Origin of the sequence: Mesorhizobium sp. M5C.F.Cr.IN.023.01.1.1, from assembly GCF_003997585.1 — a bacterium.
Classification (GTDB): domain Bacteria; phylum Pseudomonadota; class Alphaproteobacteria; order Rhizobiales; family Rhizobiaceae; genus Mesorhizobium; species Mesorhizobium wenxiniae.
In genome coordinates this window covers 15,057-29,938 of sequence record NZ_RZSU01000032.1, presented here as the reverse complement: position 1 = coordinate 29,938, position 14,882 = coordinate 15,057, and the positions used below count along the sequence as shown (strand labels likewise).

Annotated in this window: 12 protein-coding genes; 9 read left to right on the top strand and 3 right to left on the bottom strand. The window is 62.8% G+C overall.

Annotated features, from left to right (window positions below):
- Positions 1 to 108: 108 nt before the first annotated feature.
- The 7 genes from EOA78_RS15160 to EOA78_RS15130 all read left to right on the top strand — a co-directional run bounded on the left by EOA78_RS15160 (position 109) and on the right by EOA78_RS15130 (position 6,355).
- Positions 109 to 921, top strand: coding sequence for an ABC transporter ATP-binding protein (locus tag EOA78_RS15160; protein ID WP_127315862.1), 813 nt, complete (start codon positions 109 to 111; stop codon positions 919 to 921).
- 55 nt (positions 922 to 976) lie between these two features.
- The gene (locus tag EOA78_RS15155; protein ID WP_127315861.1) at positions 977 to 1,771 is read left to right on the top strand and encodes a transporter substrate-binding domain-containing protein; all 795 of its coding nucleotides are present in this window, start codon (positions 977 to 979) and stop codon (positions 1,769 to 1,771) included.
- A 143-nt stretch (positions 1,772 to 1,914) separates the two neighbouring features.
- A complete protein-coding gene (locus tag EOA78_RS15150; RefSeq protein WP_348628484.1) occupies positions 1,915 to 2,628 on the top strand; it encodes an ABC transporter permease in 714 nt (237 codons plus the stop codon).
- The gene (locus EOA78_RS15145) at positions 2,628 to 3,440 is read left to right on the top strand and encodes an ABC transporter permease (protein WP_127315836.1); all 813 of its coding nucleotides are present in this window, start codon (positions 2,628 to 2,630) and stop codon (positions 3,438 to 3,440) included. The genes EOA78_RS15150 and EOA78_RS15145 overlap by 1 nt, the downstream gene beginning before the upstream one ends.
- Positions 3,441 to 3,475: 35 nt before the next feature.
- Positions 3,476 to 4,477: an Ldh family oxidoreductase gene (locus EOA78_RS15140; RefSeq protein ID WP_127315835.1), complete on the top strand. Its 1,002-nt coding sequence runs from the start codon at positions 3,476 to 3,478 to the stop codon at positions 4,475 to 4,477.
- Positions 4,478 to 4,807: 330 nt separating this feature from the next.
- Complete coding sequence (locus tag EOA78_RS15135) at positions 4,808 to 5,260, top strand: DoxX family protein (protein ID WP_127315834.1); 453 nt, start codon at positions 4,808 to 4,810, stop codon at positions 5,258 to 5,260.
- A gap of 120 nt (positions 5,261 to 5,380) precedes the next feature.
- Positions 5,381 to 6,355, top strand: coding sequence for a complex I NDUFA9 subunit family protein (locus EOA78_RS15130; protein ID WP_127315833.1), 975 nt, complete (start codon positions 5,381 to 5,383; stop codon positions 6,353 to 6,355).
- Positions 6,356 to 6,370: 15 nt separating this feature from the next.
- Here EOA78_RS15130 and EOA78_RS15125 read toward each other — a convergent pair whose 3' ends face one another.
- Entirely contained in the window at positions 6,371 to 7,741 is a 1,371-nt protein-coding gene (locus tag EOA78_RS15125) for a cytochrome P450 (protein ID WP_127315832.1), read from the bottom strand.
- A gap of 325 nt (positions 7,742 to 8,066) precedes the next feature.
- Between EOA78_RS15125 and gyrB the strand changes: the two genes are divergently transcribed.
- On the top strand, positions 8,067 to 10,538 hold the full coding sequence (gyrB, locus tag EOA78_RS15120) for a DNA topoisomerase (ATP-hydrolyzing) subunit B (protein ID WP_127315831.1): 2,472 nt from the start codon (positions 8,067 to 8,069) through the stop codon (positions 10,536 to 10,538).
- A gap of 249 nt (positions 10,539 to 10,787) precedes the next feature.
- Entirely contained in the window at positions 10,788 to 11,705 is a 918-nt protein-coding gene (locus EOA78_RS15115; protein WP_127315830.1) for a hypothetical protein, read from the top strand.
- A gap of 111 nt (positions 11,706 to 11,816) precedes the next feature.
- On the opposite strand, the gene EOA78_RS15110 is transcribed toward EOA78_RS15115, so the two are convergent.
- Both EOA78_RS15110 and EOA78_RS15105 read right to left on the bottom strand, forming a co-directional pair.
- On the bottom strand, positions 11,817 to 13,319 hold the full coding sequence (locus tag EOA78_RS15110) for a hypothetical protein (RefSeq protein ID WP_127315829.1): 1,503 nt from the start codon (positions 13,317 to 13,319) through the stop codon (positions 11,817 to 11,819).
- A 165-nt stretch (positions 13,320 to 13,484) separates the two neighbouring features.
- Complete coding sequence (locus EOA78_RS15105; RefSeq protein ID WP_127315828.1) at positions 13,485 to 14,882, bottom strand: NAD(P)(+) transhydrogenase (Re/Si-specific) subunit beta; 1,398 nt, start codon at positions 14,880 to 14,882, stop codon at positions 13,485 to 13,487.

Below are 14,882 nucleotides of genomic sequence, written 5' to 3'. Positions count from 1 at the left end.
CAAGCGGAACGGTCCATCTTGAGAATGAGAAGTCTGTCCAGTGATGGTAATGGGTAAAAAATTCCAGCAGCGACGGGTCCAGCCGCTTCGTGAGGCACCCCAAAGGTGATAGCGCAAGGCACGGCCCCCGCCCTGAAGTACACGGCGCAGAACGACGCCGCCGAAGCCATCCATGTCGAGAACCTGCATAAAAGATTCGGCGAACTGCATGTGCTGAAGGGTGTTTCGCTGTCGGCGCGCGACGGCGAGGTCATCGCCATCATCGGTGGCAGCGGCTCGGGCAAGTCGACCCTGCTGCGCTGCATCAATTGCCTGGAGAACCCGACCAGCGGAATCGTCCGCGTCAATGGCGAGGAGATCCGGATGAAGGCCGACAGTCACGGCCACACCGTTCCGGCTGACCGCAAGCAGATCGAGCGCATCCGCTCCAGGCTCGGCATGGTCTTCCAGAACTTCAATTTGTGGAGCCACATGACGCTGATCGAGAACGTCATCGAGGTTCCGGTGCATGTTCTGGGCGTCAAGCGCGATGTGGCCATCGCCGAGGCCGAAAAGCTGCTCGCCCGCGTCGGCCTGGCCGAAAAGCGCGACGTCTATCCGGCCTATCTATCGGGCGGCCAGCAGCAACGTGCGGCCATCGCCCGGGCGCTGGCCATCAATCCGCGCGTCATGCTGTTCGATGAACCGACCTCGGCGCTCGACCCGGAACTGATCGGCGAGGTGCTGAAGGTGATCGGCGATCTGGCGCGCGAAGGCCGCACCATGGTGCTGGTGACCCACGAGATGAAGTTTGCCCGCGAGGTCGCGACGCATGTCGTCTACCTCTACAACGGGCTGGTCGAGGAAGAAGGGCCGCCGGAGCAGATCTTCGGCGCGCCCAAATCCGAAAGGCTGAAGCAGTTTCTGCGCAATGTTGGATGACTTGCGAGAAAAGCAGACGGGAACGTCAAAACCAAAAAACGGGAGAAATGAAGAAATGAAACCTCTTCTCAAAACGGCGCTCGCGGCCACGCTGATCGCGTTGTCTGGCGCATTTTCGGCAAGCGCCGAACAGATCAAGGTGGGTTTTTCGCCTGAAGCCTATCCGCCGTTTTACTCGCAGGACGCTTCCGGCAACTGGGGTGGCTGGGAAGTAGACATCGTCAATGCCATCTGCAGCGAAGCCAAGCTGGATTGCGTATTGACGCCAGTCCCGTGGGACGGCCTTATCCCGGCGCTTAAAACCAAGAAGATCGACGCGATTATGAATTCGATGTCCATTACCGACGAACGCAAGCAGGAAATCGATTTTTCGGAGAAATACTACAATACGCCGACTGCGGTGATCGGCGCCAAGGATCAGAAATTCGATGCGACGCCAGAGGGGCTGAAAGCCAAGATAGTCGGCGTTCAGGCGTCCACGGTGCACGCTGCTTACGCCAAGAAGCACTTCACCGATGCTGCCGAGATCAAAGAATACCAAACGCAGGACGAGGCAAATCAGGATCTCGCCGCCGGCCGGATCGATGCCACTCAGGCCGATTCGATCGCGCTCGACGCATTTTTGAAGTCGGATCAAGGCAAAGCGTGCTGCGACCTCAAAGGTTATGTCGCACCGGACCTTCAAGTGCTCGGGCCTGGCGTCGGCGCCGGCGTACGCCAAGGCGACACCGAGCTCAAGGACAAGCTCAATGCCGCAATCAAGGCCATCCGCGCCAATGGCAAGTATGCCGAAATCACCAAGAAGTACTTCGACTTCGACATCTACGGCGAAGACTCGCAGTCCAACTGACGGCAGCGGCATCAAGCCGGGCATGCCTAGCCGCCATCGTCGCGATGGCAGGTCCGGCTTGATACATCATTGGCGCCTCAACCCGGAAGTCTAGGGGACATAAGCTGAGCGACGTTCTCGCCACCATCTTCGGAGCCAGTTCGCTGGAATTGCTTTCCTTCCAGCCGCCGAACGGCAGGGGTCTCAGCCTTCTGCATGGGTTGGCAAACTCCGTCGGAATTGCTTTCGGCTCCTTTGGAGTCGGTCTCGTGATCGGCGTCGGCGGCGCTTATGGCAAGCTCTATGGCGGGCCGGTGGTCCGTGACCTGCTGGAAGTCTACACCACCGTGGTCCGCGCCGTGCCCGAACTGGTGCTGATCCTGCTGCTTTATTTCGCTGGTACCGACCTCATCAACCAGTTGCTCACCGCGCTCGGCCATGCCGCAATCGATATCAACGGTGTTGTCGCCGGGATAGGCGTGCTCGGGGTCGTGCAGGGCGCCTACTCTACCGAAGTCTTGCGCGGCGCGATTCTCGGCATTCCGCAGGGCCAGATCGAAGCCGCGCGGGCGTATGGAATGCCCCCCGGCCTGCTTCTCAGGCGTATCACGCTACCTGCGATGCTGCCCTTCGCCATCCCAGGGCTGGCAAATCTGTGGCTGATCGCCACCAAGGACACCGCGCTTCTCGCGATCGTCGGCGTCAATGAACTGACGCAAACCACACGGACGGCAGCCGGCGCGACGAAGGCCTATTTCACCTTCTTCATGGCGGCGGGCGCGCTCTATCTCGTTCTGACCCTCTTCTCCAACGTCGTCATCGGGCGTGTTGAGCGCTGGGCGCGACGCGGCATGCCTTCGATCGCGGGAACTCACTGATGGCGGCTGCCGAAACCCCGGTCATTAACGCCGCCGCCCGAGCTTCGCTCTGGATGCGGCCACATCGGATAGCGCTGATCCTGATCGCGCTGGTTATCATATTGGCGTCGATTTTCCTCATGCGCTGGGATTGGCTGCCCACCTATCTGCCGCTGGCTTTGCAGGGCATATGGCGGACCATATGGCTGCTGGTGGTGACGTCGGCTCTGGGCATCGCGCTCGCTATCCCCCTCGGCCTCGCGCAGGTGATCGGCCCGCCGATTCTGAGCGTTCCGGCCAAGGTGTTCTGCACGGTCATTCGTGGTACGCCGCTGCTGCTCCAGCTCTGGCTGCTCTACTTCGGACTCGGTTCGCTGTTTCCACAATTTCCGTGGATACGCGAGTCGTTCCTCTGGCCCATTCTCAGGCAGGCATGGCCCTACGCGGTTCTTTCGCTGACGATTTCCTATGCTGGCTATGAAGGCGAAGTAATGCGTGGCGCCTTCGCAGGCGTACCGAAAGGTCAACTCGAGGCGGCCCGAGCTTTCGGCATGGGCCGTTGGAAAATGTTCAGGCGAGTATGGCTTCCGCAGGCGATCCACCGGGCGCTGCCGACGCTGGCTGGCGAAACCGTTCTCCAGCTGAAGGCAACACCGCTGGTGGCGACCATAACCATGGTCGACATCTATGCCGTAGCCTCGAGAGTGCGCCAGGATCTGTTCGTCACCTACGAACCCTTGCTGCTTCTGGCGTTGGTCTATATGGCCATCACCGGTATCCTGGTCTTCGGCTTCCGCCGGCTCGAGGCGCGGATTCCGAACCGGCTCGGCTGACATCGAGACAGTTTCACGAATTCAGGACTTACGAAATGCAACTCAGTCTCGACCAGGCGACAGGGCTGTGCCGGATGGCGGCGCTCGGCGCCGGCGCCAATGAAGAAGCGGCGCAGTCGCTTGCAGCCTCCATCGTAGCGGCCGAGGCGGAAGGGCTGTCGACGGTCGGCTTGTCGCATTTCATCGACTATCTCGAAGCGCTGGAGGCCGGCCGCATCGACGGCAAGGCCGAGCCGGTCATCACCAGGCCGGCTTTGGCGGTCTATCTCTCTGACGCGCGCGGCGGTCTGGCGCATACCGGCTTCGACCGCACGATCGATGATCTCGCCAAGGCGGCGCGCCTGTTCGGCGTCGCCATTTTTTCGCAGAAGAACGCCTATACATGCGGCGCGCTCGGTTATTTCACCGGGCGGCTGGCCGCGCTGGGACTGGTGTCCTTCGCCGCGACGAACGGGCCCGCCGTGCTTGCCGGCTCTGGCTCAGTCAAGCCGGTCTACTGCACCAACCCGATGTCCTTCGCCGCGCCCGCCGCCGACGGAGCGCCGCTGGTGATCGATCAGTCGTCGAGCGCCACCGCTTTCGTCAACATCCGCAAGGCGGCCGAGGACGGCAGAAAAATTCCAGAAGGCTGGGCACTGGACGCGAGCGGCAACCCGACCACCGATCCCGCGGCCGCCATGAAAGGCGCGATGCTTGCCTTCGGCGGCCAGCGCGGCGCCAACATCGCGCTGATGGTCGAAGTGCTGGCAGCGGGTCTGTCAGGCGCCAACTGGTCGCTCGATGCGCCATGGTTCAGCGGCGGACCGGACAGCCCGGGAACCGGCCTCTTCGTGCTGGCGGTCGAGCCCAAGCTGCTCGATGCGGATTTCGAGAAACGCATGAAGGATCAGCTCGACCGGTTGCGCCGCCGCTACGGCGTGCATGTGCCCGGCCGCGCCAGGGCCGAAGCGGCAGAGAAGGCGGCCGCACGGGGCATAACGGCTCCGAAAGCCGTGGTGCAGCGCATCTCCGAATTCGCCGCCCGGTATTCTTCCTAAAAAGTGTCTGCGATTTTTTCGCCGCCGTTGAACCTTTTTGCGCGGTGCCGCGACCAATGCCTGTCCGGGGTGGGGTTTGCCCGGGCGGTGACATCCGGTCGAATGTCCAGGGCTGGGGCGGGCGTCTGACGCCGTCCTGATACCGTCTCAGGTCAGGCCGCCTCGTCGGACCCTGACTCCGACCTTGGAAGTCACCCGGAAAACCCCGCTTCGGCGGTTTTCTGCGTTTCCGCAGAAAGCATAAAACATGCTTTCTGCGGTCAACTTTTGTTCATTTGACATGGCCAAACCCATCGGGCGTTTGAAGGAACGGTAAAAAGAGGAGTCCCAATGTCCGCAACCACTGAAAATTCCGGCAGAAGCCTTGTCATCCCGGCCCTTGGCGGCCTGTATTCGGCCTTGCACGAGGCAAGCGAGACGCTGCTGCGCGCCGTGGTCGGCATCTTCCTCACCATTCACGGCTCGCAAAAGATCACCAATCCGTTCGGCGCCGCCGAGATGGTCGAGGGCCTCGGCTTTTATCCCGGCGCCTTCTGGTCGGTGCTTCTGTCCTGCACCGAATTCTTCGGCGGCATTTTCATCGCCATAGGCTTTCTGACCCGACCGGCCGCCTTCGCCGGGCTGTTCGTGCTTCTGGTCACCGTCTGGTTCCATTGGGTCACTATGGGCGAGGGCTTTTCGGGCGCCGAAAAATCGCTGCTGTGGGCGGCTATCCTGTTTTTCTTCGTCATTCGCGGCGGCAACCGCCAATCGGTCGACGCACGCATCGGCAGGGCGTTCTGACGCGGTCGAAAACAGGGCTCCCCGGCGACTCATCGTCGCCCTTTGCCTTTGGTGCGAAACGGACTAAGAAACGGCTTCAGTCAAACACCAGTAAATCTGGAAACTGCGCCGGAGCCCGCAATGACCGAAATCCTGCAGACCCCAAAGCTCGTCGTCGTGTTCGGCGGCTCCGGCTTTGTCGGCCGCCACGTCGTGCGGGCGCTGGCCAGGCGCGGCTACCGCATCAGGGTCGCCTGCCGCCGGCCCGATCTCGCCGGCCATCTGCAGCCGCTCGGCAATGTCGGACAGATCCAGCCGGTGCAGGCCAATGTTCGCGTGCGCTGGTCGGTGGACCGCGCCGTGCAGGGCGCCGACCATGTCGTCAACCTCGTGGCCATCCTGCATGAGAGCGGCCGGCAGAAATTCACGTCCGTCCACGAATTCGGTGCACACGCGGTCGCCGAAGCGGCGCGCGCCGACGGCGCCGGCCTCACCCATATCTCGGCGCTGGGCGCCGATCTGAACGCGCAATCGGACTATGCGCGCACCAAGGCGCTCGGCGAAAAGGCGGTTCTGGAGACGATCGAGGACGCCGTCATTTTCCGGCCGTCGATCAATTTCGGGCCGGAGGATAGTTTCTTCAACCGGTTCGCCAATATGGCGCGCTATTCGCCGGTCCTGCCGCTGATCGGCGGTGGGCAGACCAAATTTCAGCCTGTCTATGTCGGCGATGTCGCCGAAGCGGTGGCGCGCTCGGTCGACGGCAAAGTCCAGGGCGGCCGGATCTATGAGCTTGGCGGGCCGCAGGTACTCACCTTCAAGCAATGCATGCAGGAAATGCTTGCCATGATCGACCGCAAGCGACTTCTGGTGTCGGTGCCGTGGTGGGTGGCGAACATGCAGGCATCGATTCTCGGGCTTTTGCCCAATCCGCTGCTGACCAAGGATCAGGTCCTGCAATTGCGCGAGCACAACATCGTGTCGGAAGCGGCCACCAGGGAAAACAGGACGCTCGCCGGTCTCGATATCCAGCCACAGTCGATCGGCAGCATCCTGCCCAGCTATCTCTGGCGTTACCGGGCCGCGGGCCAGTTCCGGCGCAAGACGGCGGCCTAGCCAATCAGGCGCTCACTAGAGGCGCCGCGTCACCTGCATCGGCAGGCCGCCCTGCGGTTGCGTCGTCAGTTTCTGCACCGGCCACGGCTTAGTCTCGGCGGTGGTGTCGAAGCGGAAACGCGACAGCATGATCGCCAGAGCGATGATCGCCTCCTGCATGGCAAAGCTGGCGCCGATGCAGACGCGAGGACCGGCGCCGAACGGCAAATACTGGAAGCGGTCGATCTTCTCGCGATTTCCCGGATGGAAGCGTTCGGGCATGAAGGCGTCGGGCCGCTCCCACAGCTTGCGATGGCGATGAACAACCCAGGGCATGACCAGCACCGCGGCGCGCCTCGGTATATAGAGGCCGTTCCAGGTTTCGGGCTCGATCGGCTCGCGGTTGATCGACGGCGCCGGCGGATAAAGCCTGAGCGCTTCGTCGAAGGCGGCGCGGGTGAACGGCATGGCGTCGAGCCACTTTGTCGGATCGGGCTCGCGCGCCAGCACCGCGTCGATCTCGCGCTCGATCTTTTCGCGCTCCCAAGGCGCTTCGGCCAAGCAATAGAGCGTCCACCCAAGGGCACGCGCCGTGGTCTCGTGACCGGCACCGATGAAGGTGATGATGTTGTCCTCGACCTCGGCGCGCGTCAGCCCGTCCGGTCCCTCCGCCTTGAGCAAAAGCGTGAGAAAATCCTGCGGCACCTTGTCCGGATCGCGCTTGACCCGCTCTTCGCGCATCTTGACCGTGTCGGTGACGATCTTGCGGAAATAGGCCATGGTCTTGCGGCCGCGGATGCGGGTCAGGCGCGGCAGCCAATCGGGTGCCCGCAACAGATCGAGCGGATTAACGCGGCCCATGGTCTCGAACAGCCGGTCGATCTCCTTGGCGAAGCTGCCCGGCTCACCTGATATCTCACCGGAAAACAGCGTCTCGGCCAGGATGTCAAAGGTAAGCAGCGTCATGTCATGGGCGATGTCCGACGTGCCGCCGCCCTCGTAGCGCGTGACGAACTCCCGTGTGCGCCTCAGCATCCGCTCGGCAAAACCGAAGATGTGGCGCGGCGTAAACACCGGCGCCATCGCCTTGCGCGAGCGCCTCCATACCTCGCCCTCGGCGGTCAGCAGGCCGTCGCGCAGGATCGGCCGCAGGATCATCTGACGCACCGTCGCCATCTTGTAGTTTTTCGCATTGTCGACCAGCACGTGGCGAATGAGGCCGGGGTCGTTGGCGATGACCAGCGGCCCGCCGATGCCGGTCACCGAAATCCAAGGCTGGTTGTAGGTCGGCTCGCCCCACAGTTCGAGCGGATTGCGATAGACGATGCGGATCATCTCCAGCGTCGAAGGCGGCGACGTGCGCGGCTTCGGTGCCGGCGGGACGAAGGGGGCGGGCTGACTGTCCATGGTGTGCTCCGCTGGTCACCTCAATGTAGTGGCTGGCAAGGCAAGCGTCCATGTCGCCGGCCTCTCCGGGATGTGACCGGGGCACTGGAAAGTCCCTGATTGCCGGGATAGGTCGGCCTGCTCTTGTTGCCACCGCTCTGTTCCCAAGACCGGTCCACTTTTTGGGTCCGATGCCATGGCCGGCCGAGCATGCTCTTCTTCCATTCGGAAATGCTTGCAAACCTTGGAAAAACCGCCTTTTGCACCTATATCTAGGACATCAAAGACGCGCGATTCGGAGCCGATTTTTTGCGCTGGATGTGCGGCATCAATCAGACAGGTTTTCATGAGCGATCAGATCGACAACGCCAACGGCGCTGAGGCCGAGTACGGCGCCGATTCCATCAAGGTTTTGAAGGGGTTGGATGCCGTCCGCAAGCGGCCTGGCATGTATATCGGCGATACTGACGACGGGTCGGGCCTGCATCACATGGTCTACGAGGTCGTCGACAACGCCATCGATGAAGCGCTGGCTGGCCATGCCGACCTTGTCACGGTAACGCTCAACCCCGATGGTTCGGTGACGGTCATCGACAATGGCCGCGGCATTCCGACCGATATCCACACCGGCGAAGGCATTTCGGCGGCCGAAGTGATCATGACGCAGCTGCATGCCGGCGGCAAGTTCGACCAGAACTCCTATAAGGTGTCCGGCGGTCTGCACGGCGTCGGCGTCTCGGTAGTCAATGCGCTGTCGGGTTGGCTGAAGCTGAAGATCCGCCGCAACGGCCAGATCTACGAGATGAGCTTTACGCACGGCAATGCCGACGCGCCGCTGAGGGTCACCGGCACCTACGAACAGCGCAAGGTTTCCGGCACCTATGAGGGGCGCAGCGGCAGCGAGATCACCTTTTTCCCGTCAGCCGAGACGTTCACCATGGTCGAGTTCGACTTCGGCACGCTGGAGCACCGGCTGCGCGAACTCGCCTTCCTGAATTCCGGCGTGCGCATCGTTCTGACCGATGCCCGCCATGCCGACGTCGTGCGCCATGAGCTGCACTATGATGGCGGGCTGGAGGAGTTCGTCAAATATCTCGATCGCGTCAAGAAACCGCTGATCGACAAGCCGATTGCGATCAAAGCCGAGCGTGACGGCATCACCGTCGAGGTCGCCATGTGGTGGAACGACAGCTACCACGAGAACGTGCTGGCTTTCACCAACAACATTCCGCAGCGCGACGGCGGCACGCATCTTGCCGGCTTTCGCGGCGCGCTGACGCGCCAGATAACCGGCTACGGCGAATCCTCGGGCCTCACCAAGAAGGAGAAGGTGGCGCTGATCGGCGACGATTGCCGCGAAGGGCTGACGGCCGTGCTGTCGGTCAAGGTTCCCGACCCGAAATTCTCCTCGCAGACCAAGGACAAGCTGGTCTCGTCCGAAGTCCGTCCGGTGGTGGAAGGGCTTGTCAACGAGGCGCTCGGCACCTGGCTCGAAGAGCACCCGACCGAGGGCAAGGTGGTCATCGAGAAGGTCATCCAGGCGGCAGCGGCGCGCGAAGCCGCGCGCAAGGCGCGCGACATCACCCGCAAGAGCTCGCTCGGTGTCACCTCGCTGCCCGGCAAGCTGGCCGACTGCCAGGAACGCGATCCGGCGAAGTCCGAAATCTTCATCGTCGAGGGCGACAGCGCCGGCGGCTCGGCCAAGGGCGGCCGTTCGCGTCAGAACCAGGCCATTCTTCCCCTGCGCGGGAAGATCCTCAATGTCGAGCGGGCTCGCTTCGACCGCATGCTAGGCTCCGACATGATCGGTACGCTGATCACCGCGCTCGGCACTTCGATCGGCAAGGACGAGTTCAACGCCGACAAATTGCGCTATCACAAGATCATCCTGATGACCGACGCCGACGTCGACGGCGCCCACATCCGCACCTTGCTGCTGACCTTCTTCTTTCGGCAGATGCCCGAGCTGATCGAGCGGGGCCATCTCTATATCGCCCAGCCGCCGCTCTACAAGGTGACGCGCGGCAAGAGCTCGCAATACCTCAAGGACGAAAGCGCCTTCGAGGAATTTCTGATCGGCTCGGGGCTGGAGGAGGCGTCGCTTGCGCTCAGCACCGGCGAGGTGCGGGCCGGACAGGACCTGCGCAGCGCCATCGACGATGCGCTGGCGGTGCGCCAGCTCATCAACGGGCTGCACACGCGCTACAACAGAGGCGTGGTCGAGCAGGCGGCGATTGCCGGCGCGCTCAACCCGGACGTTTTCGCCGATCTCGGCCGGGCCAACGCCATGGCCGATCGCGTCGCCCGGCGTCTCGACATCATCGCCGAGTACACTGAACGCGGCTGGACGGGCCGCATGTCGACCTCAAACGAAGGGGTCGGCGGCTATGTGTTCGAGCGCACGGTGCGCAGCGTCAAGGAGTTCGCGCATCTTGATCTCGCGCTGATCAATTCGGCCGACGCCCGCCAGCTCGACCGCTATGCGCCTCGCCTCGCAGAAGTCTATGGCGAGCCGCCGGTGCTGCGCCGCAAGGATTTGTCCGAAACCATCTCGGGACCGCTGGCGCTGCTCAACGCCGTGTTTGCCACCGGACGAAAGGGCCTGACTATGCAGCGCTACAAGGGCCTCGGCGAAATGAACGCCGAGCAGCTCTGGGAGACCACGCTCGATCCGAATGTGCGCTCGCTTTTGCAGGTCAAGGTCAATGACGCGACGGACGCCGACTCCCTGTTTTCGAGGCTGATGGGCGACGAGGTCGAGCCCAGGCGCGAATTCATCCAGGAAAACGCGCTGTCCGTCGCCAATCTGGATATTTAAACCCCAGGCCGGACGCTCAATTTCAAGCGCTTGAGACATCATTGGTAGACCTAGGCCTGCCAATGATGTCTGCTGCATCGCACAAAGGTTCACTGAGGGCCGGCCGGAACGGAAAGCCTTCCAAGGCATTGTGATTGATCACAATCGCCGCAGGAGGCACTCATGGGACGTGGCATTTTGCTCTGGCTTCTCGGAGTCCCGATTCCGATCATTATTCTCATCATGCTTTTCGCACGGTAGGGGGCTGACATGCAGTCAACCCTAACGGCTGTCGACGTTTCCGCACCGACGGAATCCTCTTCCACCGCTGTCAGCTGGGGGCCGATCGTGGCCGGCGCCCTTGCTGCCTCGGGGCTAACACTGATCCTGATGTTGCTCGGCTCCGGGCTCGGGCTGACCATGGTTTCGCCGTGGTCCGGCTTGAGCACATCGGTCACAACTTTCGCGGCCTCCACCGCCGCGTGGCTGATCATCGTGCAGTGGCTGTCGTCGGCTGCCGGCGGTTATCTTGCCGGGCGCCTGCGCACCAAATGGGTCGGCGTCCACACCGATGAAGTCTTTTTCCGCGATACCGCCCACGGCTTCCTCGCCTGGGCGCTTGCAACGTTGCGCGTCGCCGGCGTGCTCGGCTCGGCGCTTTCCGCAGCTGTCGGAACCGGCGTCCAGGCCGCTTCGACAGTCGCGTCGGGCGCGGCAATGGGCGCTTCGGCAGGTGCCACTGCAAACACCGGAGGCGCCGCGACCGACAACGCAACGTCGTACTTCGTCGATGCATTGTTCCGCCCAGCCGATGCGGCCAGGCTTGCTGCCGCCAACCCGGAGAGCGATGCGGCGGCGATGGCGCAGGCTTCGCGCATTTTGATCGCGAGCGCAGCAGCAGGAGAAGTGTCTGCCGACGACAAGACCTATCTGTCGCAGCTGGTGGCTGCCCGAGCCGGGCTGTCGGAACCGGACGCCAGGGCTCGTGTCGATGCCGTGCTTGCTAGGGTCGAAGAGGCGAAGGTTCAGGCTCAGCAGGCTGCCGATACCGCCAGGAAAGCCGGTGCCACCTTCGCGCTGCTTGGCGCACTGTCGCTGGTTGTCGGCGCTTTCATCGCAAGCGCCGCGGCAGCCCTTGGCGGCAGGCAGCGCGACGACGAGGAGGCGGTCTTTCTGACCAACCGTTGATCTGTGCTTGACGGTTTCTTCTATGCAGGGACACTGCCCCTGCATAGACATGCTGTTTCGATGGGGTGATTGCCAGCGCCGGTTCACCGGAACGAGCGCCGGCTCTTACTTTCAGGCAAAAACCGTGGACACCGCTTGGCTTGGCTCCAGTTTGCGGCCGAGATCGACCGCGTCGCGCAGCACGTCGATGTGTGAGCGCGGCGGCGTGCCGGCGGCTGCCGCGACCTCGAGGCCGGTCGCCTTCAGCGACCAGTAGAGCCTGTGGGTGAAGATGCGGCCAAGCGGACTGCGCAGCTCGACCTGAATGTTCTCCACGCCGGGACCGAAATTTTCCGCCATCGGTCCGGAGATCGGGTCGCCGGTCAGCCAGCCATTGCCCCTGTCGAAAATGTTGGTCCAGCGCGTCGCGGCAAACACAGCGCCATGATGCACCGCCCGCTGCGGCTTGCCCGAACGGCTGCGCCCTTCCTGATAGAGGACGGTTCCACCGGCCGCCGTATCGGCGATTGGCGGACACGCCGAGAACAGCCGCTCAGCGACGCCGCGCCTGAATTCGGCGAGATTGTAGGTCACCAGAAATTCGCTGTGGGTCAGCGGGCTGCCGAGCGTGACGAAATCGCTGATCTTCCACGGCAATGGATGATCGTCGTCCCTGGCGCGGAGCTGGCGATAGAGTTCCCATTGATCTCGCCGGAATCCGGAGAGGTCATCCAAGCTGTCGGGCCACGCAGAGCCATCGGCGTTGAGCGTAGCCTTGTCGACGGCGCGGATCGCTTTCAGCCTCGCCTTGTCGCGGACCGCTTCCAGCTTTCGCGGCCTGAAATCGGCCCACAATATTTGCAGCAGATCATAGGCGATGATTGATCCCAGGCTGTGTGAGACCAGCACGATTCGGTCGTAGCCATCGTCCATCATGAGACGCCTCAGCAGCGTCAGGCCGCGGTCGCGGACAAGCGCGCGCTTCTCGACCGTGGCCGCTTCAGCACGGACATAGGCGGCCACATCACCGAAATAAGGAAGACCGAACCGGTCCACCGACCAGACGACGAACGAGGCCAGGATCGTGACGAGCATCCCCGTGGTCCAGGAAATATACCCTTGCAAGGCCGAGGTCGCGAGCACGAGGGCCGCGCCCAAGACTGTTATGACGGCCAGAAGCGTAACGACATAGAGCCCGCGGGCGTCGCGCGGAATGTCGGCGGGCTTGCGCCAGAGCAAATTTGTCACCCAGGCCGCAAGCCGGCCCCGCGTCGTGCCTTGCGTGATGTCGGCCCAGTAAAGCTCGTAGAAATCAGTACGGCGGCCATCGACATCGTAAGGGGTGGTGATCCGGCGAAGCTCGTGCGAGTTCGTGCGGCTGTCAGGCGTGATCCAGCTCTGGTTGATCTTCGAGCCGGCGGGACCGCCCGAATCGGCGACACGGGCGTAAAACGGCACGCGAGCAGGGTCGTGACTCCAAACAGCCTGAACAAATTCCCTCAGCGTGCCCATGGGTCGCTGTTCGCCCATGCCATGCACGATCACCACGGCCTGGCTGAGCTTGCGCGGCGCCTTTCCGGAGGCCGGCGGACTGGTCCTGGCCGACGACGCAACTGGATGAGGGTCGGACACCATTGCCTCCGTTGGTGACAAAGCCCGGAACAGAATTGCCCATCGTAGCGCTGAAACCGGCATGGGAGCAAAGACGCTGCAGGCCGGATGTTCAAGTCAAGAAAAACCCGGCGCGGAGCCGGGCTTTCTTCCGAGCAATTTAGCGGTGCACTGGACCGCGAATCTGGATCAGTGATCCATGGCCTTGACGATTTCCTCGGTCATCTTCTTGGCGTCGCCGAGCAGCATCATGGTACCGTCCTTGTAGAACAGCGTGTTGTCGATGCCGGCATAGCCGGAGCCGAGCGAGCGCTTGACGAACAGGCAGGTGCGAGCCTTGTCGACGTCGAGGATCGGCATGCCGAATATGGGGGAGCTCTTGTCGTCCCGGGCGGACGGGTTGGTGACGTCGTTGGCGCCGATGACATAGGCGACGTCGGCCTGCGCGAATTCGGAGTTGATATCCTCGAGCTCGAAGACTTCGTCATAGGGCACATTGGCTTCGGCCAGAAGCACGTTCATGTGGCCGGGCATGCGGCCGGCGACCGGATGAATGGCGTACTTCACATCGACACCATTGGCCTTGAGCTTGTCGGCCATCTCGCGCAACGCATGCTGCGCCTGGGCGACCGCCATGCCGTAGCCCGGCACGATGATGACCTTCTGGGCGTTCATCATCAGATAGGCGGCGTCGTCAGCGGAACCCTGCTTGACCGTACGCTCGATGCCGTCGTCGGCAGCGGCGGAAGTCTCGCCGCCGAAGCCGCCGAGGATGACCGAGATGAATGACCGGTTCATGCCCTTGCACATGATGTAGGAGAGGATCGCGCCGGACGAGCCGACCAGCGCGCCGGTGATGATCAGCGCCAGATTGCCGAGCGTGAAGCCGAGGGCTGCAGCCGCCCAGCCCGAATAGGAATTCAGCATCGAGACGACGACCGGCATGTCGGCGCCGCCGATCGGGATGATGAGAAGGACGCCAAGAACGAGTGATGCCGCCACGATCAGCCAGAACACCAGCTTGGACTCGGTGGTGACCAGCAGCACGATCAGCACGATCAGCCCGATACCGAGGGCGGCGTTGATGAAATGGCGGCCGCCGATCATGATCGGCTTGCCCGACATGCGGCCGTCGAGCTTGAGGAAGGCGATGACCGAGCCGGTGAAGGTGATGGCGCCGATGGCGACGCCGAGGCTCATCTCGATCAGCGCCTGGGCGTGGATGTCGGCGACGGTGCCGATGCCGAAGCTTTCCGGCGCATAGACGGCGGCAGCCGCCACCATGACGGCGGCAAGGCCAACCAGCGAGTGGAAGGCGGCGACCAGCTGCGGCATCGAGGTCATGGCGATGCGCCGTGCGGTGATCGCGCCGACCGAGCCGCCGATCAAAAGGCCGAGCACGATAAGGCCGAAGCCCCCCGCCGAAGGGGTCGCCAGCGCCAGCGTGGTGGCAATGGCGATGCCCATGCCGATCATGCCGTACATGTTGCCCTGACGGCTCGTGGTCGGGTGCGACAGGCCGCGCAATGCCAGGATGAACAGGATGCCGGAGACCAGATAGAGGAAGGAGGCGAAGTTGGCGTTCAT

Bases quoted from the DNA above. Each gene is read 5' to 3' on its own strand.
- EOA78_RS15155 (WP_127315861.1), top strand. From the start codon at position 977: ATGAAACCTCTTCTCAAAACGGCGCTCGCGGCCACGCTGATCGCGTTG.
- EOA78_RS15145 (WP_127315836.1), top strand. From the start codon at position 2,628: ATGGCGGCTGCCGAAACCCCGGTCATTAACGCCGCCGCCCGAGCTTCG.
- EOA78_RS15140 (WP_127315835.1), top strand. From the start codon at position 3,476: ATGCAACTCAGTCTCGACCAGGCGACAGGGCTGTGCCGGATGGCGGCG.
- EOA78_RS15135 (WP_127315834.1), top strand. From the start codon at position 4,808: ATGTCCGCAACCACTGAAAATTCCGGCAGAAGCCTTGTCATCCCGGCC.
- EOA78_RS15130 (WP_127315833.1), top strand. From the start codon at position 5,381: ATGACCGAAATCCTGCAGACCCCAAAGCTCGTCGTCGTGTTCGGCGGC.
- EOA78_RS15125 (WP_127315832.1), bottom strand. From the start codon at position 7,741: ATGGACAGTCAGCCCGCCCCCTTCGTCCCGCCGGCACCGAAGCCGCGC.
- gyrB (WP_127315831.1), top strand. From the start codon at position 8,067: ATGAGCGATCAGATCGACAACGCCAACGGCGCTGAGGCCGAGTACGGC.
- EOA78_RS15115 (WP_127315830.1), top strand. From the start codon at position 10,788: ATGCAGTCAACCCTAACGGCTGTCGACGTTTCCGCACCGACGGAATCC.
- EOA78_RS15110 (WP_127315829.1), bottom strand. From the start codon at position 13,319: ATGGTGTCCGACCCTCATCCAGTTGCGTCGTCGGCCAGGACCAGTCCG.
- EOA78_RS15105 (WP_127315828.1), bottom strand. From the start codon at position 14,882: ATGAACGCCAACTTCGCCTCCTTCCTCTATCTGGTCTCCGGCATCCTG.